Origin of the sequence: Anaeromyxobacter oryzae (assembly GCF_023169945.1) — a bacterium.
Taxonomy (GTDB): Bacteria; Myxococcota; Myxococcia; order Myxococcales; family Anaeromyxobacteraceae; genus Anaeromyxobacter; species Anaeromyxobacter oryzae.
The window spans coordinates 1,020,308-1,045,988 of sequence record NZ_AP025591.1 but is presented as its reverse complement, the minus strand read 5'-3'; the positions used below and the strand labels follow the sequence as shown (position 1 = coordinate 1,045,988).

At 73.1% G+C, this 25,681-nt stretch carries 21 protein-coding genes and 2 tRNA genes; 13 read left to right on the top strand and 10 right to left on the bottom strand.

Annotated features, from left to right (window positions below; all coding sequences use genetic code 11):
* Positions 1 to 166: 166 nt before the first annotated feature.
* From AMOR_RS04495 to AMOR_RS04465, 7 genes are all read left to right on the top strand, one after another.
* Positions 167 to 1,588: an aspartate ammonia-lyase gene (locus AMOR_RS04495; RefSeq protein ID WP_248358853.1), complete on the top strand. Its 1,422-nt coding sequence runs from the start codon at positions 167 to 169 to the stop codon at positions 1,586 to 1,588.
* Between the two features lie 24 nt (positions 1,589 to 1,612).
* Positions 1,613 to 2,878 (top strand): GspE/PulE/PilB domain-containing protein, encoded by a 1,266-nt coding sequence (locus tag AMOR_RS04490; protein WP_248358851.1) that lies wholly within the window; start codon positions 1,613 to 1,615, stop codon positions 2,876 to 2,878.
* A gap of 21 nt (positions 2,879 to 2,899) precedes the next feature.
* A complete protein-coding gene (locus AMOR_RS04485) occupies positions 2,900 to 3,445 on the top strand; it encodes a hypothetical protein (RefSeq protein WP_248358848.1) in 546 nt (181 codons plus the stop codon).
* Positions 3,446 to 3,497: 52 nt separating this feature from the next.
* Positions 3,498 to 3,839: a hypothetical protein gene (locus tag AMOR_RS04480; RefSeq protein ID WP_248358845.1), complete on the top strand. Its 342-nt coding sequence runs from the start codon at positions 3,498 to 3,500 to the stop codon at positions 3,837 to 3,839.
* Positions 3,840 to 3,844: 5 nt separating this feature from the next.
* Positions 3,845 to 3,918, top strand: a tRNA-Gln gene (locus AMOR_RS04475).
* Positions 3,919 to 3,978: 60 nt separating this feature from the next.
* Positions 3,979 to 4,053: transfer RNA gene (locus AMOR_RS04470), tRNA-Glu, on the top strand.
* Between the two features lie 644 nt (positions 4,054 to 4,697).
* Positions 4,698 to 5,564 (top strand): alpha/beta fold hydrolase, encoded by an 867-nt coding sequence (locus AMOR_RS04465; protein WP_248358843.1) that lies wholly within the window; start codon positions 4,698 to 4,700, stop codon positions 5,562 to 5,564.
* 106 nt (positions 5,565 to 5,670) lie between these two features.
* Here AMOR_RS04465 and AMOR_RS04460 read toward each other — a convergent pair whose 3' ends face one another.
* The gene (locus tag AMOR_RS04460; protein ID WP_248358841.1) at positions 5,671 to 5,892 is read right to left on the bottom strand and encodes a hypothetical protein; all 222 of its coding nucleotides are present in this window, start codon (positions 5,890 to 5,892) and stop codon (positions 5,671 to 5,673) included.
* A 403-nt stretch (positions 5,893 to 6,295) separates the two neighbouring features.
* On the opposite strand from AMOR_RS04460, the gene AMOR_RS04455 reads away from it, so the two are divergent.
* Positions 6,296 to 7,006 carry a sensor histidine kinase gene (locus AMOR_RS04455; protein WP_248358839.1) on the top strand — a complete coding sequence of 237 codons (711 nt, stop codon included), beginning with the start codon at positions 6,296 to 6,298 and terminating at the stop codon, positions 7,004 to 7,006.
* Between the two features lie 79 nt (positions 7,007 to 7,085).
* Here AMOR_RS04455 and AMOR_RS04450 read toward each other — a convergent pair whose 3' ends face one another.
* The 5 genes from AMOR_RS04450 to AMOR_RS04430 form a co-directional block, all read right to left on the bottom strand.
* The gene (locus AMOR_RS04450; RefSeq protein WP_248358837.1) at positions 7,086 to 8,867 is read right to left on the bottom strand and encodes an FAD-dependent oxidoreductase; all 1,782 of its coding nucleotides are present in this window, start codon (positions 8,865 to 8,867) and stop codon (positions 7,086 to 7,088) included.
* A gap of 108 nt (positions 8,868 to 8,975) precedes the next feature.
* A complete protein-coding gene (locus tag AMOR_RS04445; protein ID WP_248358834.1) occupies positions 8,976 to 10,904 on the bottom strand; it encodes a hypothetical protein in 1,929 nt (642 codons plus the stop codon).
* Positions 10,905 to 11,037: 133 nt separating this feature from the next.
* On the bottom strand, positions 11,038 to 12,369 hold the full coding sequence (locus tag AMOR_RS04440; RefSeq protein ID WP_248358832.1) for a cbb3-type cytochrome c oxidase subunit I: 1,332 nt from the start codon (positions 12,367 to 12,369) through the stop codon (positions 11,038 to 11,040).
* A complete protein-coding gene (locus AMOR_RS04435; RefSeq protein ID WP_248358830.1) occupies positions 12,366 to 13,088 on the bottom strand; it encodes a c-type cytochrome in 723 nt (240 codons plus the stop codon). Before AMOR_RS04435 ends, AMOR_RS04440 begins: the two co-directional genes overlap by 4 nt.
* A gap of 162 nt (positions 13,089 to 13,250) precedes the next feature.
* Positions 13,251 to 14,195: a LysR substrate-binding domain-containing protein gene (locus tag AMOR_RS04430; RefSeq protein ID WP_248358828.1), complete on the bottom strand. Its 945-nt coding sequence runs from the start codon at positions 14,193 to 14,195 to the stop codon at positions 13,251 to 13,253.
* 78 nt (positions 14,196 to 14,273) lie between these two features.
* Between AMOR_RS04430 and AMOR_RS04425 the strand changes: the two genes are divergently transcribed.
* The 3 genes from AMOR_RS04425 to AMOR_RS04415 all read left to right on the top strand — a co-directional run bounded on the left by AMOR_RS04425 (position 14,274) and on the right by AMOR_RS04415 (position 18,980).
* The gene (locus tag AMOR_RS04425; protein WP_248358826.1) at positions 14,274 to 15,512 is read left to right on the top strand and encodes an MFS transporter; all 1,239 of its coding nucleotides are present in this window, start codon (positions 14,274 to 14,276) and stop codon (positions 15,510 to 15,512) included.
* Positions 15,513 to 15,633: 121 nt separating this feature from the next.
* Positions 15,634 to 16,755, top strand: a complete 1,122-nt coding sequence (locus AMOR_RS04420; RefSeq protein WP_248358825.1) for a hypothetical protein — start codon at positions 15,634 to 15,636, stop codon at positions 16,753 to 16,755.
* A gap of 11 nt (positions 16,756 to 16,766) precedes the next feature.
* Positions 16,767 to 18,980, top strand: a complete 2,214-nt coding sequence (locus AMOR_RS04415; RefSeq protein ID WP_248358823.1) for an Ig-like domain-containing protein — start codon at positions 16,767 to 16,769, stop codon at positions 18,978 to 18,980.
* 15 nt (positions 18,981 to 18,995) lie between these two features.
* Here the strand turns inward: AMOR_RS04415 and AMOR_RS04410 are convergent, their stop codons facing one another.
* The 3 genes from AMOR_RS04410 to gltX form a co-directional block, all read right to left on the bottom strand.
* The gene (locus tag AMOR_RS04410; RefSeq protein WP_248358821.1) at positions 18,996 to 21,314 is read right to left on the bottom strand and encodes a glutamine--tRNA ligase/YqeY domain fusion protein; all 2,319 of its coding nucleotides are present in this window, start codon (positions 21,312 to 21,314) and stop codon (positions 18,996 to 18,998) included.
* 107 nt (positions 21,315 to 21,421) lie between these two features.
* Entirely contained in the window at positions 21,422 to 21,817 is a 396-nt protein-coding gene (locus tag AMOR_RS04405; RefSeq protein ID WP_248358819.1) for a hypothetical protein, read from the bottom strand.
* 84 nt (positions 21,818 to 21,901) lie between these two features.
* The gene (gltX, locus tag AMOR_RS04400; protein ID WP_248358817.1) at positions 21,902 to 23,317 is read right to left on the bottom strand and encodes a glutamate--tRNA ligase; all 1,416 of its coding nucleotides are present in this window, start codon (positions 23,315 to 23,317) and stop codon (positions 21,902 to 21,904) included.
* 35 nt (positions 23,318 to 23,352) lie between these two features.
* Here gltX and AMOR_RS04395 point away from each other — a divergent pair, with 35 nt between their 5' ends.
* Together AMOR_RS04395 and AMOR_RS04390 are read left to right on the top strand one after the other, a co-directional pair.
* The gene (locus AMOR_RS04395; protein ID WP_248358814.1) at positions 23,353 to 23,871 is read left to right on the top strand and encodes a hypothetical protein; all 519 of its coding nucleotides are present in this window, start codon (positions 23,353 to 23,355) and stop codon (positions 23,869 to 23,871) included.
* Positions 23,868 to 24,854: a matrixin family metalloprotease gene (locus tag AMOR_RS04390; protein WP_248358811.1), complete on the top strand. Its 987-nt coding sequence runs from the start codon at positions 23,868 to 23,870 to the stop codon at positions 24,852 to 24,854. Before AMOR_RS04395 ends, AMOR_RS04390 begins: the two co-directional genes overlap by 4 nt.
* On the opposite strand, the gene amrB is transcribed toward AMOR_RS04390, so the two are convergent.
* Positions 24,851 to 25,654 (bottom strand): AmmeMemoRadiSam system protein B, encoded by an 804-nt coding sequence (gene amrB, locus AMOR_RS04385; protein WP_248358808.1) that lies wholly within the window; start codon positions 25,652 to 25,654, stop codon positions 24,851 to 24,853. The genes AMOR_RS04390 and amrB overlap by 4 nt on opposite strands.
* Positions 25,655 to 25,681 lie beyond the last annotated feature (27 nt).

Sequence of the window (25,681 nt, the reverse complement as noted above, 5' to 3'; positions counted from 1 at the left end):
GAATGTGGCGAGGAAGCTTGACGCCTGTCACTCCCCGTGCATCCGTTCGTCGTGACGCGGTCGACGCTCCGTTCGCCCGCCCGGTCGGCACCTCCCCCGGGAGGCAGCCTTTCCCGCGCGCGGATCCCCCGTGTTCCGTACACTCTCGACGGAGAGGAGAGCCGAGATGCCCGAGCGCAGCCGCCCGTCCCGCGCCGCCCGCACCCGCGTCGAGAAGGACACCATGGGGGAGATGACCGTCCCCGCGAGCGCCCTGTACGGCGCCCAGACCGCGCGGGCGGTGGAGAACTTCCCGATCTCCGGGCTCCGCGCCCACCCCGCGTTCGTCGACGCGACCGTGCGCGTGAAGCTCGCCGCCGCGCGGGTGAACGCGCGCCTCGGCCTCCTCCCGCGCAAGAAGGCCCGCGCCATCGAGCAGGCCGCGCGCGAGGTCCTCGCGGGCCGGCACCGCGACCAGTTCGTCGTCGACGTGTACCAGGCCGGCGCCGGCACCTCGCACAACATGAACGTGAACGAGGTCCTCGCGAACCGCGCCTGCGAGCTCCTCGGCGGGCGCCGCGGCGACCGGGCGCTCGTCGACCCGAACGACGACGTGAACATGGCGCAGTCCACCAACGACGTGGTCCCGACGGCGATCCGGCTCGCGGCGCTCGATCTCGCGCCCGCGGTCATCGAGGCGCTCGCCGGGCTCTCGGCGACGTTCGAGCGGAAGGCGCGCGCGTGGGAGGGCGTCGTGAAGTCCGGCCGCACGCACCTCATGGACGCGACGCCGATCCGGCTCGGGCAGGAGGTCTCCGGGTGGGCGGCGGCGCTCTCGGCGGCGGCCGGCCGCGTCCGCGACGCGCTGCCGGAGCTGTCGGTCCTGGGCATCGGCGGGACCGCGGTGGGGACCGGCCTCAACGCGCACCCGCGGTACGCGCGCGAGGTCGTCGCCGAGCTCGAGCGCCTCACGGGCGTGCCGCTCACGCCCGCGCCGAACCCGTTCTACGCGATGCAGTCGCTCGCCCCGTTCACGAACCTGTCCGGCGCCCTCCGCACCGCGGCGCTCGAGCTCCTCCGCATCGGCGGCGACGTCCGGCTCCTCGGCAGCGGCCCGAACACCGGCCTCGGGGAGCTGCGCCTCCCGCCGGTGCAGCCGGGCTCGTCGATCATGCCGGGCAAGGTGAACCCCTCGATGGCGGAGATGCTCGCGATGGTGTCGTACCAGGTCATCGCGCTGGACGCCGGCGTCGCGTGGGCCGCGAGCGGCGGGCAGCTCGAGCTGAACGTCATGATGCCGCTCGTCGCCTTCGACCTCTGCCACGCGCTCGAGATCGCGGCCGGCGCCGTGCGGGCCTTCGACGCGCGCTGCGCCCGAGGGCTCGAGCCCGACGTGGCGCGGGCGCGGTTCTACGCGGAGCGGACCGTGAGCCTCGCGACGGCGCTCGCGCCGCGGCTCGGGTATGCGAGGGCAGCGGAGATCGTGAAGGCGTCCGTCGCGACCGGCCGATCGATCGTGGACCTCGCGGTGGAGCAGGGCGGCCTCTCCCCCGCGGAGGCGCGGCGCATCCTCGACGCCGGCAAGCTGACGCGGCCCGGGCGCGCCTGATCCCCCTCTGGTATCATCGACCGCGTGGCCGAGCGGCTCGGGGAGATCCTGGTGCGGGACGGCGCGTGCACCGCGGACGCGGTGCGCGCGGCGCTGAAGAACCAGGTGATCTTCGGCGGGCGGCTCGGCACGAACCTCCTCGAGCTCGGGCAGGTCTCCGAGGCGGCGCTCGCCGACGCGCTCGGGCGGCAGCACCGCGTGCCCTCGCTGTCGGGCGAGCTCGTCCTCGACCCGAAGGCGGTGCCGCTCCTCCGCGCCGACCTCGCCGACCGGCTCGACGCCGTGCCCTTCCTGCTCGTGGATCGCCGCCTCGCGGTCATCGCGGTCGACCCGTCCGACCTGTCGATGCTCGACGAGGTCGCCTTCGCGACGGGCAAGCAGATCCACCCGATCGTCGCGCCGGAAGCGCGGATCTGGGCGCTCCTGAAGCGGACGTACGGCGTCGCGCGCGAGCTCCGCGGGATCGACGTGGACTTCGACACGATCCGGCGCGCCGCGCCCTCTGCCGTCGCCGCCCCGCCGCCGCAGGCCGCGCCGGCCGGCGACCTCATGGGCGAGGCGGACTTCGACGCGCTCTACGGGAAGACGGGCTCCTTCGCCCTCGACGCGCCGGCCGCGCCGTCCGCGCCCGCGGCGGTCGCCGCCGCACCGCCGGGCGAGGACGACGTCATCGAGCTCGGCGACGAGTTCCTCGAGCCGCTCCCGCCGACGCCGGACCTCATCGAGACGCTGGCGCGCGGCGCAGGCCACGCCCCGCCGGCCCGGCTCTCGCCCGCCGCGCCGCGGCGCGACGAGCCCGAGCCGTCGCCGCTCCGGTTCGACGAGGCGCTGCGCTTCCTCGAGGGCGTCGAGGAGCGCAACGCCATCGCGCGGACGGTCCTGCGCTACGCCCGCTCGAAGTTCCGCCGCGCGGTGCTGCTCACGGTCCACCACGGCGCGGCGCAGGGCTGGTCCGGCCTCGGCGAGAACCTGGGCGCCGACGTCGTGCGGCGGATCCGGATCCCGCTCGGCGCGCCCGGGATCGTCGACACGGTCGTCCGGGCCCGGGCGCACTTCCTCGGACCCATCCCGAAGACCGAGGCGAACGTCCGCCTCCTGAAGCAGCTCGGCGGCGGCGTCCCGGCGAACGCCCTCGTCGTCCCGATCCTCGCGATGGGGCGGGTCGTGAACGTCTTCTACGGCGACGCCGGCCGCGGCGCGACGCTCGACGCGAGCGGGGTGGGGGAGCTGCTCATCCTCGCGACCCGCATCGCGCAGAGCTACGAGGCGATGCTCGCGCGCATCCGGTGAGCCGGTGGTAGGCTCCGCCCGATGGCCGCGACCCTCCACTACTTCATGCTGCCCGAGGACGAGCGGGCGGTCTTCCGCCACCTCGCCCGCCGCGAGCTGACCCTCTACCCCGAGCTGGTGCCGCCCGGCTGGACCCCGCTCCCCGTCCACGAGGACACGATCCCGAAGCTCGAGGGCTCGAGCTGGTACATCGCCGCCGAGCGGTTCGGCCCCGTGATCGTCCACCCGGTGAAGAAGGGGCCGGACAAGGGCCTGCTCGTCATCGAGGAGATCCCCTCGCCGGTGTTCCACTACGAACGGTCCATCCGGAACGAGGAGGGCGAGCTCGTCGCGGGCCGGCTCTGGGCCGAGCTCGAGGTCACGGACGACCCCATGGACCGGAAGGGGAAGCCGCTCGCGCTGAAGAGCATCTTCGAGGAGGTTCACCACCTCTTCCGGAAGAACTGGCGGCGCAGCGATCCCAAGGGGTTCTGGGTGGGGCCGGCCGCGGGCGCCGCCTGGAAACGCGGCGATCTGGTGCTCCGCGAGGCGGGCCACAAGGGGCGCGAGATCGGGGTGTGGCGCTGAGCCGTCTTGCCGGTTGACGGCGAGGCGAGGGCCCGGTACACGGTGCTTGACTGTGCCCCGAATTGCTCGCTATAAGGCCGCCCTCGTCGCGGTCCTCGCGCTGGTCCCGGGGCTCGCCCTCGCCGAGGTGAAGGTGGCGGGCGCGCTGCTCCCCGACGGCGCGGAGAAGGTCTCCGAGAACCGGTACCGGGTTCCGAAGACGTATGACGAGACGCTGAAGTTCTTCCGCCAGACGTACGGCGCACGGTACACGAGGCGGCCGATCGCCGATCAGCCCGGCGTGAAGGCGATGCACATCGAGAACCCGGACGCGAAGCCGGGGCAGTGGGAAGGGCTGAACGTTTACGAGCTGAAGGGCGAGACTCGCGTCTTCGTGCTCTTGAAGGGGAGATGATCTACTGGGGGATCGTCTAACGGCAGGACGCCAGACTCTGGATCTGGCTATCTAGGTTCGAATCCTAGTCCCCCAGCCACTTTATGCAGCTCCCGGCGTTGACTGCCGCAGCGTCCGGGGATACACAAGCGAAGGAACTGGCCCGTTAGTCTAGCGGTCAGGACGTCGGCCTCTCACGCCGAAAACATGGGTTCAAATCCCGTACGGGTCACCATCTGTGCCCCCGCAACTTCGTCCGGTTGCGGGGGTTTTTCTTTGATCGGGCCCGTGGTGCGCGATGCGGTTCACCGCGCCCCGCCGCCCCGCCGGCGCGGCAGACGTTCCGGAACGTGCGCGGGTCTCGTACGGTCGATGGCGCGGGATGCCGCCACGGTCGAGGTCGGCGTGGAGGGCCTCGCACTTCGTCTGCGCGGTACGGCGTGAGCCCGTGGTTCGGGACGATGAGGTCGTCGGGCCGGGGCTTACGGCACGAGCTCGCTGCCGGCAAGCTCGCGGCCGTCGTCGCGAGGAGCGCGAGTCGCGACGTGCTCGATGCCCGCGAGCTACTTCGCCCCTGCTCGGATCGCGCCAGGCTACGCCTCGGTTCGTCGTCGGAGCCTCCCCGCAGGCGCTTCATCCGGTAGACGAGCCCTCCAGCCTCGGCCGCGTGGTGGCGCACTCTGGCGTGCGCATTCACGCTCTTCTGCGCGGCATGCGCCTTCGCGGAGGGGACTCGAGCCGCGCGGTCGTGATCGCGATCGCGAAGTGCCGCTTACGACCCATGCGGCCGCGAAAACCTCGTGGCGTACCACGGGCCCTCGAGACACAGCCGAGCGCGACGCACAACGACGAAGGGCCAGGACGGAAAGGAGCCAAGCGATGAGCACCTTCACGACGCGTGACGGTACGGAGATCTTCTACAAGGACTGGGGCGCTGGGCAACCGGTGGTCTTCTCCCACGGGTGGCCTCTCACCGCGGACGCCTGGGACGCGCAGATGATGTTCCTGTGCGAGCGCGGCCATCGCGTCGTCGGCCACGATCGCCGCGGTCACGGCCGCTCGAGCCAGCCGTCGAACGGCAACGACATGAACACGTACGCGGACGATCTCGCGGAGCTGATCGAGGCGCTCGACCTGCGCGACATCGTCCTGGTGGGGCACTCGACGGGAGGCGGCGAGGTCACCCGCTACGTCGGCCGCCACGGCACGGAGCGCCTCGCGCAGGTCGTGCTGGTCGACGCCGTCGTGCCGCGGATCCTCAAGACGGACGCGAACCCGAAGGGCATCCCGCTCGCGGTCTTCGATCAGCTCCGCGCCGCCGTCCTCGGCAATCGCTCGCAACTCTGGAAGGACTTCGCCATGCAGTTCTACGGCTACAACCGGAAGGGGGCGAAGATCTCACAGGGAGTCCTCGACGCGTTCTGGTTGCAGTCGATGCAGGGTGGGATCAAGGGCGAGTACGACTGCATCAAGCAGTTCTCGGAGACGGACTTCACGGAGGACCTGAAGAAGTTCGACGTGCCGACGCTCATCGTCCACGGCGACGACGACCAGATCGTTCCGATCGAGACGTCCGCCCTCATGTCCTCGAAGCTCGTGAAGGGCGCCACGCTGAAGATCTACAAGGGCGGCCCGCACGGCCTCGCCACCACGCGGGCCGATGAGCTCAACGCCGATCTCCTCGGGTTCATCCAGTCCGGTGCGCAGCGCGTCTCCGCACCGTCCGAGGGCGCGCCGCTCCACTAGGAGAGCTCGGCCGTCGCGGCTCGCGCCCGCGACGAACGCGCCGGCTCCTGACCTCACGATCGCGCCCGGATCCGCGAGCATTGCGGGTGGACCGGGCGCGCCGTCGCTAGCTCCAGCGTCGCTGCACCGGGACCGTGATCCTGGGGGACACGGCTCCGCTCGCCGGGCGGAGTCGTGCTCCGCTTCTCGGCTCGATCCGTGCCAGCCTGGTACCTGGCTGGTTCAGGGACGGGGGCCGGTTCCCGCGGACGCTCATCGCGAAGAGGACGAGGACGAGCGCGAGGAGCTCGACGGTTCCGATTACGGCGACGATCCAGCTGAGCGTCATCTCGAGCTCCTTCCGGCGCGCGCGCTTCCGCCGCGACGGAGGAGGGACGCTGCATCGGGCGAGCCGGAGCTGCGCGGCCGTCGCATGACGCGCGCTCGCCGGTCCCCGCACCGACTGAGCGCGGTGAACGCGGCTCGCGATCGTTGGGGGGCGGCGACCGGACCGGTCCGGAGGTGCCGTCGAGTTCGCGCAGATCGCTCAGCTCCTGACCACCTTCCCGCCGCCGGAGCGGAGCGCTGTCCCGGTCAGCCGGCGGCGCGAGTCCGACGGATCGCGGCCGGCCCGTCGCCCGCGCGCCTGCGAAACGGAAGCGGAAAGGTCCCCAGGATCCGCGGCCTCACCGGGTGGCGGCCGGGGTTGTCCGGATGCGCGGCTCTCGATCGTCGACCGGATGGGAGACGGCATGAACCGTGTGGAGACGGAGGCGGTCGGCGATGGCGCCGTGGTCACGGCCAAGGGCCCGCCCCGGCGCGCCGTGCAGCTCGGCCTCGAGGTGGCGCACGACCTGAAGAACTCGATCACTGCGGTGAAGGCGCTCGTCCAGCTCGGCTTGCGCAACCCCGCCGAGTCGGCGTCTCACGCGCGCCTCGCGATCATCGAGAGCGAGATCACGCGCATGCAGGAGCGGCTGCTTCGCTGCCTGTCGATCGCGCGGGCGCTCGACGAGCTGACGCCCACCGTCGTCGACCTCGGGCCGCTCGTGTCCGACGCGCTGCTCGTGCTGTCCGCGCGTGCGGAGTCCGCTCGCGTCCGGCTGCGGACGAGCGGCGACGCCACCGTGGAGGCCGATCCTCGGCGCCTCACGGAGGCCGTCCTCAACCTCGTCGCGAACGCCATCGAGGCCACACCGGCCGGTGGAGAGGTGAGCGTCCAGGTGCGCTCGTCCGCCGGCGGGGCCGAGATCGTCGTCCGCGACACGGGGCGAGGCATGCACCCGGAGACGCTGCGGCGGCTGGGGACCCCGTTCTTCACGACGCGCGTGGATGGCACCGGGCTCGGCGTGGTCCTGGCACGTTCGGTCCTCGCGCGGCACGGCGGCTCACTGCGCTACGAGAGCGAGCCGGGCAGGGGCACCACGGTGAGGGCGACGCTCCCGGCCCGGATGGCGCCGTGACGCGCAAGCGTGGTCCAGCGGACGACGCGGCTACGAAGCGCGAGACCGGCAGCGGCGCTCCTGGAGCCGGGGTATCCCTTCACCGGGCCTCGGGTTGCCGGGCTCCGTCCCGCCCCGCGTCGTGACCGGTGACGCCGGTTCGCTCTCCCGTGGCCGCCAGGAACGCGTGAATGGTCGCGATGACCTGCGCGCCCTCGCCGACCGCCGCGGCGACCCGCTTGGTCGACCCCGCCCGCACGTCGCCGATCGCGAACACGCCGTCCCGGCTCGTCTCCAGGGCCCGATGCCCGGCGGCGACGTCCGCGCCCGTTCGCACGAACCCCTTCGCGTCGAGCGCCACGCCGGACCCGGACAGCCACGACGTGTTCGGGTCCGCGCCGATGAAGAGGAACAGATGCCGCATCGGCCGGCGCGTCTCCTCGCCCGACGGCGCGTGCCGCCAGCGGATCGCCTCCAGGACACCGCCCCCGCCCTCGAGGGCGACCACCTCCGTCTGGAGCAGCACCTCGACGTTGGGCAGGCCGGCGATGCGGTCGACCAGGTAGCGGGACATGCTCGCCTCGAGGCTCTTGCCGCGCGCGAGCAGCCAGACCTTGGTGACCGCGCTCGCGAGGTACACCACCGCCTGGCCCGCGGAGTTGCCGGCTCCGACCAGCGCCACTTCCTTCCCGACGCACAGCTTCGACTCCAGGGGCGATGCCCAGTAGTGCACGCCCGCCCCCTCGAACGCCGCGAGGTTCGCGACGCTCAGGCGGCGATACCGCGCGCCGCTCGCGATCACGACCGCGCGGGCCCTCACGCGCTCCTCGTTCGCGAGCGACAGCTGGAAGCGCCCGCCGTCGCCATCGTGGTCGCGCTCGAGGCGCACCGCCTCGACCGGGATCGCCATCTCGGCGCCGAACTTCTGGGCCTGGTTGAAGGCACGCGCCGTCAACGCCAACCCGCTGATGCCGGTCGGGAACCCCAGGTAGTTCTCGATCCGCGCCGACGCCCCCGCCTGGCCGCCGAACGCGCGGCAATCGAGCACGATGACGGACAGGCCTTCCGACGCGCCGTAAACGGCAGCCGCGAGGCCGGCCGGCCCGGCGCCCACGATCGCGACGTCGTAAACCCTGTTCGGATCGATCGCACGGACGAGGCCGAGGCAGCCGGCCAGCTCGGCCTCGCCCGGATTCCGCAGCGTGCGGCCGTTCGGGCAGAGCACGATCGGCAGCTCCGAGGGGTCGACGTGGAAGTGCTCGAGGAGCGTCCGTGCGCTCGCGTCGGTGTCGGGATCGAGCTCGTGGTGCGGATGCCCGTTCCGCGCGAGGAATCCGGCCAGCCGCAGCACGTCGCCGTCGCCCGCACGCCCGACGATCACCGGTCCGCCGACGCCGCTCTCGAGCAGACCGACGCGGCGCAGGATGAGCGCGCGCATGATGCGCTCCCCGACCTCGGCCTCCGCCACCAGCAGGTCGCTCAGCCTCCGGGTCGGGATGACGTACGTCTCGACCTCGGTCGTCGCGCGCGCGTCGATGAGCGAGGGCTGGCCCGAGAGCTGGGCGAGCTCTCCCAGGAACGAGCCAGGGCCGTAGTTGATGATCGGCTGCTCGTCCCCGAGCACGCTGTGCTGGCTGAGGGCGACCTCGCCGCGCACGAAGACGAACAGGCCGGGGCTGACCTCGCCGGTCGCCACGAGGCGTTCGCCTGCGCGGTAGGTCCGCCTCTCGCCGAAGCGCCGGAGCCGGTCGATCTCGACGGCGTCGAGCGTCGGAAACATCTGGTGGTAGCGGCTCTCGAACGTGGAACCTGCCGGCGAAGCCATGAGCGGCGCCTTTCCGTCGGAGACGATCCCGACCGCGGCGTGGTGCGTTGCCCACATCTAGGAGCCGTGATGGCCGCGCGCCCCGGATCCGGGCCTCGAGCTGCCTGTCGGCCGACCACCGCGACGATGCCACGCTCGGGTGCCCGCTCATCCCCGGCGGGATCGTCACCACCACGGCCGGAGGGTCCTGCCGAACCGGGTCCGGTAGCGCACGTCGAGCCGCTCGAGCTCCTTGGCGTCGCCGAGCTTCTCGTAGACGGCACCGAGGCGCGCCCAGGTTCCCTCGTCGTCCTGGTCGCGCTCGAGCGCGGTGCGGAGGTGATCGCGCGCGTCGGGCCAGCGCCCCTCGTGTCCGGCGACGACGCCGAGCACGAACGGAGGCTCCGGCGCGCGGGGCGCGGCCCGGTCCGCCGCGGCGCAGGCGGCGCGCATGGCGGCGGGATCGCCGCCCCGGGCCTCCGCGAGGCACCGCACCAGCGGGCCGCCCGGCGCGCGCGGGAACGCGGCCTCGAGCGCCGCCGCGGCCGAGCGCGCCGCCGCGACGCGTCCGGCGTCCACGTCCGAGCGCCCGCGCAGGACGGCGTCGACGTACTCCGGCTCACGCTCCAGGTCGACGGACGGATCCGCCGCTGGAAGGGCCGCCTGGATCCGCGTCCTGGCGCAGACGGAGACGGCGCTGCGCGAGCCGGTGGCCGAGGGAGCGCGCGCGGCGGCGCGCTCGGCCGCCGTGCAGCTCCCGACGACGGACAGCGCCAGCGCGAGCTCGCCCCAGGCGGCTGCCGGCGGCGGCGGGGTGGCCTTCGCGAACGCGGCCTCGGCCCGACGGAGCGCCGCGACGGCGCCGGGGCGGTCGCCGCGCTCGACCAGCACGCGCGAGAAGAGGACCGACGCCTCGGTGGCCGGGAGCTTCCGGCCGGTGCCGCACGCGGCCCTCGTGGCGGGCGCGGAGGGCTCCGCCTTCCGCCGCAGGTGGCACGCGTACTCCTGCAGGTACCCGCGCTCCGGGTGCCGCGCCGCGACGGGCTCCACCGCCCGCCACGCGCGGGCGGCGTCGCCGAGCCGGTCGTTCGTCTCCGCGAGGGAGAGCGCCGCGCCCTCGTCCCCGGGCGCGCTCGTCGCGGCAGGGGCGATCGCGAGCGGGGAGGACGCGGCGGGCGGCGCCGGGATCGGGAGGTCCGCGGCGGCGCGGGCGGCGGACGGCGGCGGCGCGGGCGGGCCCTGCGCCTCGAGGGCGTCGGCCAGCGCCAGCGCCTCCGCGACGGTCGCCTCGTCCCACGCCGCGGCTCGCCCGCGCTCGACCTCCGCGCGGTACGCCCGGCCCCACGCGTGCCCGTCGGAAGCCGCCGCGGCGCGCTGGTCGAGCCCGAGCCGGACGATCCGGGCCGCGACCGCCGAGAAGGCGGCGGCGGACGGGTGGTACCGCGGGGACAGGATGCTCTCGTCGTCCCTCTCGTGGAACGCTCCGAGCGTGTGCGCCCACTCGTGGAGGAACACCGCGGTCTCGCGGTGGAGCTGCCGCTCGCGGAGGAGCGCGTCGCGCTCGCGATCGGAGAGCGCGTCGAGCGTTTCGCGGAGCGCGGCCGCCTCGTCGGTGGAGATCACGCCGCGGAGCACCAGGTGGCGCCCGAAGATCCTGGCCATCCCGAGCTGCTCGTGCGACCCGGAGAACAGCTCGGACGAGGACACGAAGCCGACGACCCACTCGACGTCCGCCGCGGGATCCTTCGCCACGAGGTCGCCGAGCGCGGCCGCGAGCCCCGTCTCCCGGCCCGAGCGGGCCCACGGGAGCGTCTCCTTCGCGACGAGCCGGACCCCGAACTGCGCCTCGAGGATCTGGTTCGCGCGGGCGAGCTGCGCCTCGATGCGCTCGCGCCAGCGGAGCGTCTCCGCCCGGTAGTCGTCGGCGACGTAGATCCGCACCGGCAGCGCGCGGACCGCCGCCGCGGCGGGCGCCGTGGCGAGGCGGGCGGGGGCCAGCGTGCGCGCGTAGTCGCGCTGGATGTCCGCCTTCGTGCGCCAGCACGCGGTGACGAGGAGGAGGAGGAGGCAGAGGGTGCGTGGGCCGGTGCGGAGGTCGCGTCGGTTCGAGCTCACCGCCGGAGGCTAACCCATGTGACGGTGGGTTCAAGGCCTGCTGATTCCGGTGGGGCGGGCTCGACCCGGCGGTGAGCCCTGCGGCTCCGGCCGGGCGGCGCACGATCCCTGCGAAGCGACGCGCGAGGACCGTCTACCGCGCGAGTGCCGGCTTCAGCGTGAGCAGGTGGACGATGGCCAGCCCCGCGCCGGCGAGGACGCCGATGCCGTGCAGGAAGACGACGAGCATCCAGAAGCGCATCGGCTGCTGCGCCACCATGTAGGCCTGGCCCTGCACGCGCTCGAGGTACGTCTGCAGGACGCCTGCGATCGCAAACGCGAGGCTCATCCCGAGGAGCGAGATGCTCATCACCCAGAAGCCCCAGTGTCCCAGGGTGGAGCGGTACTCGTCCGTCGGGAAGCGCCTGAGGCGCGGCATGGCGAAATAGAAGAAGCTCAGGTTCAGGAGCACGTACGCACCGTAGAACGAGAGGTGGCCGTGCGAGACGGTCACCTGGCTGCCGTGCGTGTAGTAGTTGATCTGCGGGAGCGTGTGCGCGAAGCCGAAGGCGCCGGCGCCGACGAAGTGCAGCACCGCCATGCCGAAGAGGAACACCCAGGTGAGTCGTGGCCTGAGTGGCCGCCGGCTCTCGCGCATGTGATTCCAGGTGTCGAGCAGCATGAGGGCGATCGGCAGCGGCTCGAGCGCAGAGAAGACGCCCCCGGCCCACAGCCAGTACTTCGGCGCGCCGAGCCAGTAGTAGTGGTGGCCGGTCCCGACGATCCCGGTGAACAGGAACAGGCCGAGCTCGACGTAGAGCCACTTCTCGACCACCCGCCGGTCGACGCCGGTGAGGTGGATGATCATGAACGCGACGAGCGCCGCGGCCACGAGCTCCCACGCGCCCTCGACCCACAGGTGGATGACCCACCACCAGTAGTACCAGTCGACGGCGAGGTTCCGGTAGAAGGGGATGCCGAACAGATACATCAGCGCGAGGAAGACCAGGCCCCCGAGGAGGCTCCCCTGCGTCGCGGTGAACCGCCGCGCTCGCAGGATGGTCATCCCGACGTTGCCGAGGAACATCAGCGCGCCGGCGACGATCAGGAAGTCGAGGGGCCGCGGGATCTCGAGCAGCGGGCGCCCCTGGGTCCAGCCGAACAGGAACCCCACCAGCGAGACGACGCCCGTGGCCACCAGGAGGACGAGCTGCACGATCGCAAGCCTCGGCCACGCGAGCTCGGACTGCGTCTCCTCGGGGATCGCGTAGAACGTCGCCCCCATGAACCCGAGCAGGAGCCAGAGCACGAGCAGGTTCGTGTGCATCGCGCGCGCGGTCGAGAACGGGAACACGTCGACGATCGCCTGCGGCACCGTGAACCAGTAGTTGAAGGCGATCCACAGCCCGAGCACGAGCTGGAGCGCAAACAGGAGGAGCGCCACGACGAAGTACGGGTAGGCCACCCGCTGGCTCTGGTACGTCACGGCTCCCTCCCGCGGTTCGGGGCGAGGCTCACGATGAACTCGGCGATGGCCTGGCGCTGCGCCGCCGGGAGCGCGTCATACGCGGGCATCGACGTCCCGGGGGCGAGGCGCTGCGGGTCGGCGACGTACGCGGCGATCCAGGCGACGTCCCGACGTGTACCGATCCACTCGAGCCGCGGGGCGACGCGCGCGACGTTGTCGCCGAGTGCGTGGCACGCGAGGCAGTTCTCCTGCTGGACGAGCGCCGCGCCTGGCGAGAGAGCGGCGCCTGCGATCAGGCGGCGGGTGGACGCCTTCCAGCGGTTCTCGGAGTCCTGCGGCGGCCACTCGTTGTTCTCGATGGCCGAGACCCAGCGCAGGAACGCGACGAGGGCGGTCACCTCCGCGGCAGGGACGTGCTGCTGCGGCATCTTCCGCCACGACGACGCGAGCACCAGCTCCGGACGCTCGAGGCGCGCCCGGATCGTCTCCTCGCCCACGCGCGTGTAGGCACGCGTGAGGTCCGGGGCGTAGTAGCCGCCAAAGCCCAGGATGGTGTGGCAGTCGTTGCAGTTGTGCCGCTCGAACGCGCGCTTCCCGGTGACGACCGCCTCGTCCAGGCGATCGGCGTGCGTGAGCGCATCGAAGTGGCGGTGGGTGTCGAGGGTCAGCGCGAGGAACAGCGCGAGCGACGCGACCGTCCCCACCCAGAACACGAGCTTCGCCGAGCGTTCCGTCATGTGATCTCCGGCCCCGAGACCCAGAGCTGAAGCACCGTGCGGAGAACACCGTCGAGCGGGCCTTTGGGGAAACCCGCCCTTGGCGGCGCGAGATGCCGCAACTGACCCCTTCGCGCGCGGTGAGCTGACTCCGCGTGCGGCGGAGTGTCCCGCCGGGCGCGCCTACGGCCTCGACCGCGAGCGCGCGTGCGGCGACGCCGCCGTCGCGCGGCGCCGCGCGCCCGCCCCGCGGAGCACCTCCCGCGCCACCGCGAGGAACCGGTCGACGACCGGCAGTGCATCGCCGGGTCGCCGCAGCGCGAGCAGCGTCGTGCGCGGCGCGGGCGGGCCGAGCGGTCGGTACGCCACGCCCTCGCGCCGGAGGTCCCGCACGGACGCCGGGACGAGCGTGACGCCGAGCCCGGCGGCGACGAGCGCCATCGCGGTCGCGAGATCCGGCGCCTCCTGGCCGACCACGGGCTGGAAACCCGCTCCGCGGCAGACGCCCAGGACGAAGTCGTACCAGCCTGGCCGGCGGTCGCGCGGGAAGAGCACGAACGGCTCTGCGGCGAGCGCCCGGAGCCGCAGCGCGCGGCGGGCGGCGAGCGCGTGGTCCGCGGCGAGCGCCGCGACGACGGGCTCCTCGACCAGCGCGTCGGCGACGAGGGTCTCGTCGCCGAAGGGCGGCCGCGCGAGGCCGAGCTGGATCTGGCCGGCGCGCAGCGCGGCGACCTGGGCGCCGGTGCTCATGACCGCGAGCGAGACCGCGACGTCCGGGTGGCGGGCCCGGAACGTGCGGAACACGCGCGGCACGAGGCCGTAGGTCGCGGACGCGACGACGCCCACGGCGAGCGAGCCGGTCTCGCCCCGGGCGGCGCGGCGGGCCGCGGTCACGGCGGCCGCCGCGCGCTGCAGGATGCCCCGGGCCTCCGCGAGGAACACCCGGCCCGCCTCGGTGAGCGCCACGCGCCGGCGCGCCCGCACCAGCAGCTCGGCGCCGAGCTCGTCCTCGAGCTGGCGGATCTGCTGGCTGAGCGGCGGCTGGGCGATGCCGAGGCGCGCGGCGGCGCGGCCGAAGTGCAGCTCCTCTGCGACGGCGACGAAGTAGCGGAGGTGGCGGAGCTCCATCGATCGATACTCCAAACGTCTCGGTTTGAGAGCCAAGATATATTGGACGTATGGACGGCGCCGCCTCATCCTCTCGCCGTGCCCCTCGCTCCTCCCCCGCCGCCCGGCGCCGGCACGCCGGACGACCGCTCCTGGGCGGCCGCGCGGATCGGCGTCGGCCTCGCCGGCTTCTGCGCCTTCCTGTCGGTCTACGCGACCCAGCCGCTCCTCCCGCTCCTGGAGCGCGTCTTCGGCGTCTCCAAGGCGGAGGCCGCGCTCACGGTGAGCGCGCCGACGATCGCCGTCGCGATCGCCGCGCCGTTCGCGGGTGCGCTCGCTGCGCGGCTCGGCCACCGGCGGGTCATCGTCGCGTCCCTCTTCGCGCTCGCGGTGCCGACGCTGCTCGCCGCGACGTCGACGAGCGTGCCCGCGCTCGTCGCGTGGCGCTTCGCGCAGGGGCTCGTGGTGCCGGGCGCGTACGCGGTCGCGGTCGCGTACATCGCCGAGGTCTGGCCGGCCCGGGGGCTGGGCCGCGCGATGTCGGCGCTCGTGACCGGGAACGTCATCGGCGGCTTCACCGGCCGGGTCCTGTCCGGTCTCGCGGTGCGCTGGGGCGGGTGGCGCGCCTCGTTCGTCCTGCTCGGCGTCCTCACCGCCGTCGGGGCGTTCGCCGCGTCGCGCGCGCTCCCCCGGGCCCGCGCGCCGCAGCGGCGTCCAGCGGCGTCCCCCGCAGGCCTCCGGCTCGACCTCCTCGTCACCGAGCCCCGGCTGCTCGCGACCTGTGCGGTCGGCTTCAACGTGCTGTTCACGCTCGTCGCGACGTTCACGTACGTCACGTTCTACCTGGCCGGCCCGCCGTTCCGGCTCGGCGCGACCGCGCTCTCCTGGATCTTCGTCGTCTACCTCGTCGGCGCGCTCGTGACGCCGTTCGCGGGGCGGTGGATCGACCGCGTCGGCTCGCGCCGCGCGATCTCCACGGCGCTCGGCGCCGCCGTCGTGGGCGGCGCGCTGACCCTCGCGCACGCGGTCTGGTGGATCGAGCTCGGGCTCGCGGCGACGTGCACCGCGGCGTTCGTGAGCCAGGCGGCGTCCACCGCGTTCCTCCGCACGGCTGCGCCGGAGGACGCGCGGAGTGCGGCGTCGGGCCTCTACGTCTCCTGCTACTACCTCGGCGGCGCTGCCGGCGGCGTGCTCCCGGCCGCGGCGTGGCGCGTCGGCGGCTGGCCGGCGTGCGTCGCCCTCGTCGCGGCGGTGCAGGTCGCGACCATCGCCCTCGCGTGGCGGTTCTGGCGGCCGGCGCGGCGCGCGGAGGTCGAGGCGCCGGCGCTCGCCGCGTGAAGAGGCCCGGCGCGGCGCGCGAGGACGGCCCGGGTCCGCGGTGACTCGGCGCGAGGGGTTTCCCGCCTTTACGGACCGTCGGTGAACGTGGTTCTCTGGGCGACCACCCGGAGGGGAACCGATGGTCAGCCTGCTCGTGGTCGGCGCGCTCGCGATGCTCGCGGACGCGCCCACCGTCGACGCCTCGCAGCCCGCTGCCGACGCCGCGGTCCCGGCGCCGCCTGCCGCGCCACTCGAAGCCACCGCCGCCGCTGCCGCTCCGGCCACGCCGGCATCGGCGCCGCTCGATCCCGTCGCCGACGGCCAGGACGGCGTGGTCGTCCTGCGCGACGGCCGGACGGTCCGCGGGCACGTGATCGTGGTCGCGGGCGGGAAGGTCTCGGTCCGCGACGAGGCCGGGAAGGTGCACGTCCTGAAGCTCGACGAGGTGCTCGGCCTGCTCCACGACGTCGCCAAGCACGGCGCGGTCGCGGCCGGAGACGCACCGGAGGTGCAGGTGGTCTTGCGGGACGGGAGCGTCGTCGCGGGCCGCGTCGTCGAGCGCGGTCCCGAGGGGCTCGTCGTCGAGAACGCCGGCGGCCGGCGCGCGCTCGCCGAGACGGACGTGGCGCAGGTCATCCCGATGCGCGAGGAGCCGCGTCCCTTCCGGCCGGCGCCGCGTCACCTCGCCGCGCCGTCTGGGTATCTGCTCCGCAGCGGGGAGGTCCAGCTGTCCGCCGCGAACGTCGTCGACGTCTCGGCGTCCGCCGGCATCGGGGATCACGTGACGGTCTCCGTCGGGTCGACGATACCGGCGCTACATGCGTGGGCGTACGGCTCCAACGTCCAGGGCTCGGTCCGCACCGGGCTGGCGCTCGGCGACTGGGTCCACGTCGCCGGCGGCGTGCACGGCGCGTGGGGCGAAGGGAGCCGGACCGCGGCCTACCTCTCCGCGACGCTGACCGTCGGGAGACCCAGGGCCCATCTCACCGTGTACGCGGGCCCGACGTTCGGGGGCGCGAACCGGCTCGCGAACCTGGGCGACGTCGGCGTGGCGGTCTGCGGGACGGTCGAGGTCGCGCACGGGATCTCGGCGGTGACCGAGAGCTGGTTCTCCCGGGCGGCCGGTGAGACGGACGCGCTCCTCGCCCTCGCCGGGCGGTACCGGCTCGGGCGCGGCGCGCTCGACGCCGGGATCGCCTACAGCGTCCATCGCGCCGAGGTCCTCCCGTGGATCGGCCTCGCCGTGGACGTGACGCCGTGAGGGGGCTCGCCATGTACTCGCGCTCGTTCGCCTTCGCTGTCGCACTCGTCGCGATGTCCGGCTGCACGCTCGCGGAGTCCGAGCCGGCAATCCGGCTCGTCGCGGTACGGTCCGTCTCGAACGTCGCCCCCACCGTCCGGGTCGAGACGCACGGCGTGGACCGTGCGCTCCTGTTCGTGGACGGGCTGGAGCTGCCCGGCACGGCCCCGGTCGGCCAGGAGGTGCCGGTGAAGCTCCCGACGGTCGGGGCGCACCGCGTGCACGCCCGCGTCTATCGCGGCGCGTCGGCACAGGACAGCGCGCCGCTCGAGCTGATCTGGGACGTGACGCCTCCCTCCGTGACCTTCTCACCGCGGGAGGGGCTGGTCTACTCGACGGAGCCGTTCGCGGTCACCGCGACGTTCGACGAGCCGCTCGACCCTGCGACGGTGACCGGCGAGACGGTGACCCTCACCTCCGGCCCGACGCGGAGCGCCGTTCCCACCCTCGTGACCCTCTCGCCGGACGGCCGTCGGATCGAGATCCGCACGAACTCGGATCTCCGGACGTTGGGATACGCCGAGCTGCGGCTCGCCGTTCGCGACCTCGCGGGGAATCCGCTCGCCAACGACTTCCGGACCTACTCGTGGGGATCGCCGACGGTGGAAGTCTCCTGGCAAATCTCGCGACCGGACGTCTCCGGCACGGCGCAGATCGGCGTCTGGTGGGAGTTCGGGCCGGACGTCTTGACGGTGCTCCTGGACGGGAACCCCATCGGGACGGTTGCGCGTCGCGGCTCACTCGCGTGGGACACCACGACCGTTCCGGATGGCTCCTACGCGCTGACGCTCTCGGCACCACAATGGTTCGTACACGCTCCGCAGTTCACGGTCTTCGTCAGGAACGCGCCTCCCGCGCTCCTCGGCTGTACCGTCTCGGCAACCGCGCCGTCGTCGCTTCTCGTGGAGGCGCGCTTCGATCAGCCCGTCCGCTACGTCGGGGGAAGTGACACGTCGACCTGCGTCCAGGTCGCGTCCGACCTGATCGCGTGCAAGCCAGCGCAGGTGGTGCCGGCCCTCCCCGGCCCCTGGACGCTCGACGTGACGCGCACCGTGATGAACCTCGCCGGCGTCCCGCCCGCCCCGCCACAGACCTGCACGGTCGAGCTGCCGGGCTGGCGCGCGCCGTTCGGCGAGGGCCCGATCCGCTCGGTGACGTCGGCGCTCGGGCCCGAGATCGTGAGCGCCCGGACCGTGCCGGCACCTTCCTATGACGTGTTGCCGGACTCCCTCGAGATCGCTCGCCGGAGCCTCGCGGGCGACGCGACGCCGGGCCGGATCGAGCTCCTCCAGGCGCAGGGTGCCCAGCCGCTCGCGCTGGCCGATACGCTCGTCGCGTCAGGCGCGACGGAAGTACGCGCTTACTCGGATTCGACCGGATGTTCGCTCCTCTGGCTCGAACCGGCCGCGGGCGGCGATGTCACCGTCCGCACGAGCGCGGGCGCGGGGGTGGCGGTGACGCGATCCGCGAGCGCGGATGTGCGGCTCGTGCGGACGTTCGATGGCTTTGCCCAGGCCTGGACCGAGCTCGACAACGGCCGGCGCGTGTTCCGCATGATGGGGTTCGACTCGACGCGTACGATTGCGTCGCTTACGCTGACCCCGCCCGCGAACGTCGCGGTCGACGGCTCGGTCATTGACTCGGCCGCGAGCTGGTACCATGTCGCTCTCGTCGAGACCGGCCCGGACGGCGTCGCGCGGCTCTACGTGCGTGCGTATCTGCCGAACCGGCCGACTCTGCCGGACGTCTGGAGCACCCTCGGTGGCGTCCTGAATGCTGACCCGGCGGCGGGCGCCTCCGAGCCTGCGGTGGGCGGCGACGGCGGCTCGTCATACGCGCCGTTCGTCGCGTGGGTGGAGGGCGGGCGCGTGCTGGCCCGGGAATGGGACATGGCGTCCGGCCAATGGTCCGCGCCGGTGTCGCTGTCGGATGGGCGAGCCGGAGCGACGGTCCGGTCACCGGTCATCGTCGGGCGGAAGGTCGTGTTCGTGGAGCGGGAGAAGGGCGTCGACCGCTTCATCTTCCACCGCTGGGGAACCGTCTACGCCGGGGACCCCGGGTTCCACCCGATGGCGCCGCTCGAGACCGGCGGCGTGGTGACCAGCTTCACCGCCGGCGGTGACCCGCTCACCATCTCCTGGACCGATGACGCCGGCGCCGTCCGCGTGCGGGTCGCGGTGCCCTGACGGGAGCGACCCGGCCTACCCCAGCCGCTCCGTCAGCACCTTCCGCACGAGCGCCGCGTCCGCCGCGCCGCCGGTCTCCTTCATGACCGCGCCGAGGAGCACGCCGAGGAGCTTCTTCTCGCCGGCGCGGTAGCGCTCGACCTCCTTCGGCTGCGCCGCGAGGACCTTCGCGATCGCCGCGTCGACCGCGCCCCGGTCCTCGACCTTCTCCAGGCCGAGCGCCTTCAGGCGCGCCTCGGGCTCGCCGCCCGACGCGACGAGATCGGCGAGGAGCGTCTTCGCGGCGCCCGCGGTGAGCCGGCCCTGGTCGACGAGCGCGACGAACCGGCCGAACGCGGCGCCGGAGAGGGGGAGGGCGGTGAGGGCGCGATCGCCGGCGAGGCCGGCGAGGTCGTTGAGCAGCCACTTCGAGACCGACGCGGGCTTCGCCGCGCCGGAGAGGGCCGCGTCGAAGTACGCCGCCGTCGCGACGTCTCCGGTGAGGAGGTCCCCCTCGTCCTGCGAGAGGCCGAGCTCCTTCAGGTAGAACGTGTAGCGCGCGAGGAGCTTCGGGTTCTCCGCGCGGGCCTCGGCCCGGAACTCGGCGCGGGTCTTCCGCGGCGCGGCGGGCGCCCCGGGCGGCTCCTTCCGCTCGCGCGCCTTCCGCGCGTCGGGGGTCTTCTGCGCCGCCTTCGCGGTCCAGGTGTCCTTGAGCGTGATGGTGCGGTTCCAGGCCGGCGCGCCGGGGCGCGAGTCGACGGGGTCGGCGAAGAAGTAACCTTGCCGCAGGAACTGGTAGCGGGCGCTCGGGGCCGCGTCGCGAAGCGCCGGCTCGGTGCGCGCGCCCTTTGCGACCTGGAGGGAGTCCGGGTTCAGCGTGTCGAGGAAGCTCGGCTCCGCGTCCGGCTGCTCGACCGCGAAGAGCCGGTCGTACAGCCGGACCTCCGCCGGGATCGAGCGGGCCGCGTCCACCCAGTGGACCGTGCCCGAGACCTTCCGCGCGCCGGCGCCCTCGCCGCGCGAGGCCGGATCGTAGGTGCAGCGGAGCCCGACGACCTCGCCGCCGGGGCCGCGGACGGCCTCCTCGCAGCGGATCACGTAGGCGCCGGCGAGGCGGACCTCGCGGCCCGGCGCGAGGCGCTTCCAGTCGGCCGGCGGCTCGAGGGCGAAGTCGTCCCGCTCCACGAGCAGCTGGCCCGAGAACGGCACCTTCCGGCTCCCGCCGCGCGCGGGCTCGCCCGGCCACCACGGCAGGTCGAGCTCCTCCACCTTCCCCGCGGGCCAGTTCGCGATCGTGACCGGCAGCGGAGCGAGGACGGCGAGGGCGCGCGGCGAGCGCCCCTCGAGGTCGCCGCGGATGGCGAACTCGAGCTTCCCGATGTCCACGAGCGAGTTGTTCTTGGCGACGCCGATGAGGTCGGCGAAGTCGCGGAGCGCCTCGGGGGTGACGCCGCGGCGGCGCATCCCGGCGACCGTCGGCATCCGCGGGTCGTCCCAGCCGGAGACGCGCTTCTCCTGCACGAGCTGGAGGAGCTTCCGCTTCGACATCACGGTGTAGCCGAGGGCCAGGCGCGCGAACTCGTACTGCCGGGGCCGGGGATCCCACGGCCCGAGGGCGTCGAGCACCCAGTCGTACAGCTCCCGGTTCGACTCGAACTCGAGCGTGCAGATCGAGTGGGTCACGCCCTCGAACGCGTCCTCGAGCGGATGTGCGTAGTCGTACATCGGGTAGATGCACCAGCGGTCGGCGGTCCGGTGGTGGCTCGCGTGCCGGATCCGGTACAGGAGCGGATCGCGCATGAGCACGTTCCGGTGGCTCATGTCGATCTTGCCGCGGAGCACGCACGCGCCGTCGGGGAACTCGCCCGCGCGCATGCGGCGGAACAGGTCGAGGTTCTCCGCCACCGTCCGGTCGCGGAACGGGCTGTTCACGCCCGGTCGCTCGAAGCTGCCGCGTGCCTCCCGGATCTGCTCCTGCGTCTGCGAGTCGACGTACGCCTGCCCCTCGCGGACGAGCCGCTCGGCGCACTCGTACATGCGCTCGAAGTAGTCCGAGGCGTAGTAGAGGTGGCTCCCCCAGTCGCCCCCGAGCCAGCGCACGTCGTTCTCGATCGCCTCGACGTACTCCGTCTCCTCCGTGACCGGGTTCGTGTCGTCGAAGCGGAGGTGGGTGCGGCCGCCGTACGCCTTCGCGAGCCCGAAGTTCAGGAGGATCGACTTCGCGTGCCCGATGTGCAGGAACCCGTTGGGCTCGGGGGGGAAGCGGGTGACCACCTGCCCGCCGTTCCGGCCGGCGCGCAGGTCCGCCTCGATGATGTCCGCGATGAAGTTCTGGGGCTTGCGGGCGTCGCTCATGCGAGGTCAGGTGGTATCCCAGCGGGGCCGCCCTCGCAACCTCGGTTGCTCGCCCCGGACCCCGCCGTGGAGGGCGGCGCCAGAGCTCGGTTCCGTCTGCGTCGCGGCTAGTGGTGGTAGCCGCCCGGGCTCGACCACGAGGGCGGCGTGTGCGTCGTCGGCTGGGGCTGGCCCGCGGTCGCATTCCGCTGCCGGGCCTCCTCCTCGAGGGCGATCACGAGCGCGCCGCCCGTGACGGCGGCGCCGCCACCCTCGACTTCCGCCCGGGGCTCGGACGCGGGTGGCGCAGCGGTTCCCTGCGCCGGCGGCGCCTCGCGCGGCTGGCAAACGCACCCCGCGGCGTTCTTGATGAGCACCACGGCCCCGAGGCGCATGCCGAGCTGCTCGCAGTGCGCGGCACACTCGGGGCGGGTCTCGGGGCGGAGCCGCACCGAGGGATCCACGGCGGGTGAGGTGGCGCAACCTGCGGCGAGCAGGGCGACGACGGCGGCGACGAGACGCATGGGGGCCTCCCTCCGAGCGAGAAGGAGGCATGCTGCTGCAACAGCCGCTGACCGCCAAGCGGCCTGTTGCCGCAACGGGGAGCCCTACGGAACGAGCCGCAGCGCGTCGTCGAGCCGCTTCAGCGTCTCGTCCTTCCCCAGGATCTGGACGACGTCGTACATCCCGGGGGACGCCGTGCCGCCGGTGAGCGCCACGCGGACAGGCTGCGCGACCTTGCCGAGCCCGACCCCGCGCGCCTCCGCGGTGCCGTGGAAGAGCTTCTCGAGCGCGGCGGTCTCGAGCGCGGGCAGCGCGGCGATCCCGTCGCGGATCGCCTGCAGCACCGGCTTCGTCTCCGCCGTGAGGAACTTGTCCTTCGCCTTCGGGTCGAGCTGGGGCGGGGCGTAGAAGTAGCGGAACTGCTGGACGTACTCGCCGAAGGTCTTCGCGCGCTCCCTCGCGACCGCGCAGACGTGGCGGAGCTTGGCGTCGTCCTCCGCGGGCAGTTCCGCCGCCCGGAAGTACGGCAGCGCCTTCCGCGCGAGCTCGTCGTCGGGCAGCTTCTTCAGCCACTCGTGGTTCACCCACGCCATCTTCTCGGGGTTGAACACGCCCGCCGTCGCCCCGACGTCCTTCAGGTCGAACTTCTGGATCAGCTCGTCCCGGGTGAAGAGCTCCTGGTCGCCGTGCGACCAGCCGAGGCGGACGAGGTAGTTCACCACCGCCTCGGGCAGGTAGCCCATGTCGCGGTAGGCCGTGACGCTGGTGGCCCCGTGCCGCTTCGAGAGCCGCGCCTTGTCCGCGCCGAGGATCATGGGGAAGTGCGCGAACGTCGGCACCGGGTATCCGAGCGCCTGGTACATCAGGATCTGCCGCGCGGTGTTGTTCACGTGGTCGTCGCCGCGGCCGACCAGGTTGATCTCCATCGTGATGTCGTCCACGACGGCGCCGAAGTTGTAGAGCGGCATGCCGTCGCCGCGGAGGATCACCTCGTCCTGCAGGGTGTCGTGCGGCGTGGAGATGACGCCCTTCACGAGGTCGTTCCAGCTGGTCGCCCCGACCTCGGGGACCCGGAACCGGATCACGTGCGGCTTCGAGGGATCGTATGGCTTGTTCCGGCACGTGCCGGGGTAGCGGAACTGGCGCTTCTCCGTCTCCGCCTTCTTGCGCTGCACGTCGAGCTCCTCGCGCGTGCAGTAGCAGGCGTAGGCCTTGCCCTCGGCGACGAGCTTCTCGGCGTGCCGCTTGTAGAGGTCCAGGCGCTGCGTCTGGAAGTACGGCGGGTGCGGCCCGCCGATGTCCGGCCCCTCGTCCCAGTCGAGGCCGAGCCACTTCATGGCCTCGATGATCGCCTCCACCGCCTGCTGGGTGGAGCGTTCACGGTCGGTGTCCTCGATGCGCAGCACGAACTTGCCGCCGGTGCGGCGCGCCCAGAGCCAGTTGAAGAGGGCCGTCCGGGCACCGCCGATGTGCAGGTAACCCGTTGGGGATGGGGCGAAACGAACACGCGGTGTGGCCATGGCGGGCGCACCCATAACATGTTTACGATAGCGGCGTGCAACGAGCGCTCGCCTCGGTTCTCGTCCTGTTCTCGCTGTTCTCGGCGGCCCCTGCCGCGGCCGCGCTGTTCAAGGCCACCACGGTCGAGGAGGCGGCCCGGACCTCCGACGCGGTCGTCCGCGGGACCGTCCTCCGCAAGACGTCGCGCTTCGCCCCCGGCAGCGACCGCATCGTCACCGACGTCGACATCGCGGTGACGAGCACGTGGAAGGGCGCCGCGGGGAAGACGGTCACGGTCACGGTGCCGGGCGGCGTCGTCGGCGACCTCGGCCAGTACGTCGACGCCGCGCCCACGTTCGAGGTGGGCGAGGACGTCGTCGTGTTCCTCGCCCGCCGCCCCGGGGCCTGGGGCGTGAACGGACTCGCCCTCGGCAAGTGGACGGTCGCGGGTACGAGCGCGCAGCCGGCGGTGCACCAGGAGGACATGCGGCCGGAGGCGCTCCGCGCCGGAGAGGCCCTGATCGCACCGACGTCCGTCGCCGACCTCGAGCGGCGCGTGCGAGGCGCCCGGTGACCGCGCTCAGAGCGACCCTGGTCGCCATCCTCGCCGCTGCCGCGACCCCGGCGGCTGCGTTCGTGCAGACGTGCGTCGGCACGCCGAAGCTGTGCCTCAAGTGGCCCACCCCGAGCATCACCTGGAAGATCAACCCGTCCCAGCCGAACGCCGCCCCGAGCTGCCAGCCCGGCGACGCGTCCGGCCCTGCGATCGACGTCGCGAAGGCGTCCTTCGCGACGTGGCAGGGCGCGACGCATCCGGGCGACACGGCGGCCTGCACGAACCTGTCGTTCACTTATGGTGGAGTGACGTCCTCCATCAAGGCCGGCGCGGATACCTCCGAGCACGTCGTCCTCTTCCGGCAGGGCTGGTGCTCCCAGAACCCGAGCGCGGTGAGCGACCCCTGCTTCCAGGCGGTGCCGCCCACCTGCGGGAACAAGTACGGCTGCTTCGACGACGAGGGCGGCGCCGGGAGGAGCACGCTCGCGCTCACGAGCGTGTCGTACAACGCCACGAACGGGACCATCCTCGACTCGGACACCGAGATCGTCGACTGGAACGGAGGCACCGGCGCCATCGACACGAACGTGACCAACGGCATCTACGTCACCTGCTACACGAGCGCTGCCCCGGCGGCGACGTGCAGCAGCTACGGCCAGGCCGATTGCGTCTACTACGACCTGCAGAACACGCTCACCCACGAGATCGGCCACTTCATCGGGCTCGCGCATCCTTGCGAGCCGAGCAAGGGGATCGCGTGCACCGCCGCGATGGCGGACGTCACGATGTACCCGTACGAGCAACCCGTCGAGACGAAGAAGCGGACGCTTTCACCCGATGACGTCGATGGCGTCTGCACGCTCTACCCCGCCGGCAGCACGAGCGGCAGCGGCGGTGGCGGCCCCAGCAGCAGCCACGGCGGCTGCGCCACCGGCCCCGGCTTCGCCGGCACGACGCTCCTCGCGCTGCTCGCGCTCGGGCTCCGGCGGCGCCGCCGCTAGGCCACGAGGATCCCCGCGTACCCCACGACGTGCCGGTGATCGCCGGTCACGTCGCCGGAGTTCGCGTACCGGACGAGCTCGGCGCGCGTCGCCCCCCGGGCCCGCGCCGCGACGAGCATCACCGTCGCCGGGATGATCCCGCACATCGAGATCTCCTCGGCGTGCACGACGTCGTAGAGCCCCTCGGGATCGAGCGCGAGGATCCGCTCGATGGCGCGCCCGTCGGCGGCGCGAGCCGCCTCGGCCGGGATGTAGTGGCTCATGTCCGACGACGCGACCACGAGGGCGCCGGCGGCCAGGGCCGCGTCCGCGACGGCGCCGCCGAGGGCCTCGCACTCGTCGTACGACAGGTGCGCGAGGCACAGCGCGGCGATGGAGAGGCCCTCCGGCCGCGCCCGCTGCAGGAACGGGATCTGGACCTCGAGCGCGTGCTCGCGGAGGTGGGCGAGCGGATCGGGCCTCACGCCGGGCGCCGCGGCGAGCGCACGGGTGAGGCCGGGGTCGACCGGCACCTCTCCGAGCGGCGTGCGCCACGCGCCCTCCGGGTAGAGCGCCGCGCGGGCGCGGCCGAGCCCGGTGTGGTTGGGGCCGAGGACGATGACGCGCGCCGGCACGTCGACGCGGCCGAAGACCGCGCCGGCGACCGCGCCGGAGTAGACGTACCCGGCGTGCGGCGCGACGATCCCGAGCGCCTGCGCGCGCGCCGGCCCGGCGCCGGCGAGGAAGGCGTCCACCTCGACGGCGAGCGCGGAGGCGCCGCCCGTGTAGAAGCTGCCGGCGACCGCAGGTTCACGGACCACGGTGGTTGGAGTATAACGCCCGACAGG

What these genes read in the sequence shown, in the direction of transcription:
- AMOR_RS04410 (WP_248358821.1), bottom strand. Translation starts at nt 21,314, where the DNA reads ATGAGCGACGCCCGCAAGCCCCAGAACTTCATCGCGGACATCATCGAG.
- AMOR_RS04420 (WP_248358825.1), top strand. Translation starts at nt 15,634, where the DNA reads ATGGTCAGCCTGCTCGTGGTCGGCGCGCTCGCGATGCTCGCGGACGCG.
- AMOR_RS04405 (WP_248358819.1), bottom strand. Translation starts at nt 21,817, where the DNA reads ATGCGTCTCGTCGCCGCCGTCGTCGCCCTGCTCGCCGCAGGTTGCGCC.
- AMOR_RS04485 (WP_248358848.1), top strand. Translation starts at nt 2,900, where the DNA reads ATGGCCGCGACCCTCCACTACTTCATGCTGCCCGAGGACGAGCGGGCG.
- AMOR_RS04495 (WP_248358853.1), top strand. Translation starts at nt 167, where the DNA reads ATGCCCGAGCGCAGCCGCCCGTCCCGCGCCGCCCGCACCCGCGTCGAG.
- AMOR_RS04450 (WP_248358837.1), bottom strand. Translation starts at nt 8,867, where the DNA reads ATGTGGGCAACGCACCACGCCGCGGTCGGGATCGTCTCCGACGGAAAG.
- AMOR_RS04465 (WP_248358843.1), top strand. Translation starts at nt 4,698, where the DNA reads ATGAGCACCTTCACGACGCGTGACGGTACGGAGATCTTCTACAAGGAC.
- AMOR_RS04430 (WP_248358828.1), bottom strand. Translation starts at nt 14,195, where the DNA reads ATGGAGCTCCGCCACCTCCGCTACTTCGTCGCCGTCGCAGAGGAGCTG.
- AMOR_RS04460 (WP_248358841.1), bottom strand. Translation starts at nt 5,892, where the DNA reads ATGACGCTCAGCTGGATCGTCGCCGTAATCGGAACCGTCGAGCTCCTC.
- AMOR_RS04415 (WP_248358823.1), top strand. Translation starts at nt 16,767, where the DNA reads ATGTACTCGCGCTCGTTCGCCTTCGCTGTCGCACTCGTCGCGATGTCC.
- gltX (WP_248358817.1), bottom strand. Translation starts at nt 23,317, where the DNA reads ATGGCCACACCGCGTGTTCGTTTCGCCCCATCCCCAACGGGTTACCTG.
- AMOR_RS04455 (WP_248358839.1), top strand. Translation starts at nt 6,296, where the DNA reads ATGAACCGTGTGGAGACGGAGGCGGTCGGCGATGGCGCCGTGGTCACG.
- AMOR_RS04435 (WP_248358830.1), bottom strand. Translation starts at nt 13,088, where the DNA reads ATGACGGAACGCTCGGCGAAGCTCGTGTTCTGGGTGGGGACGGTCGCG.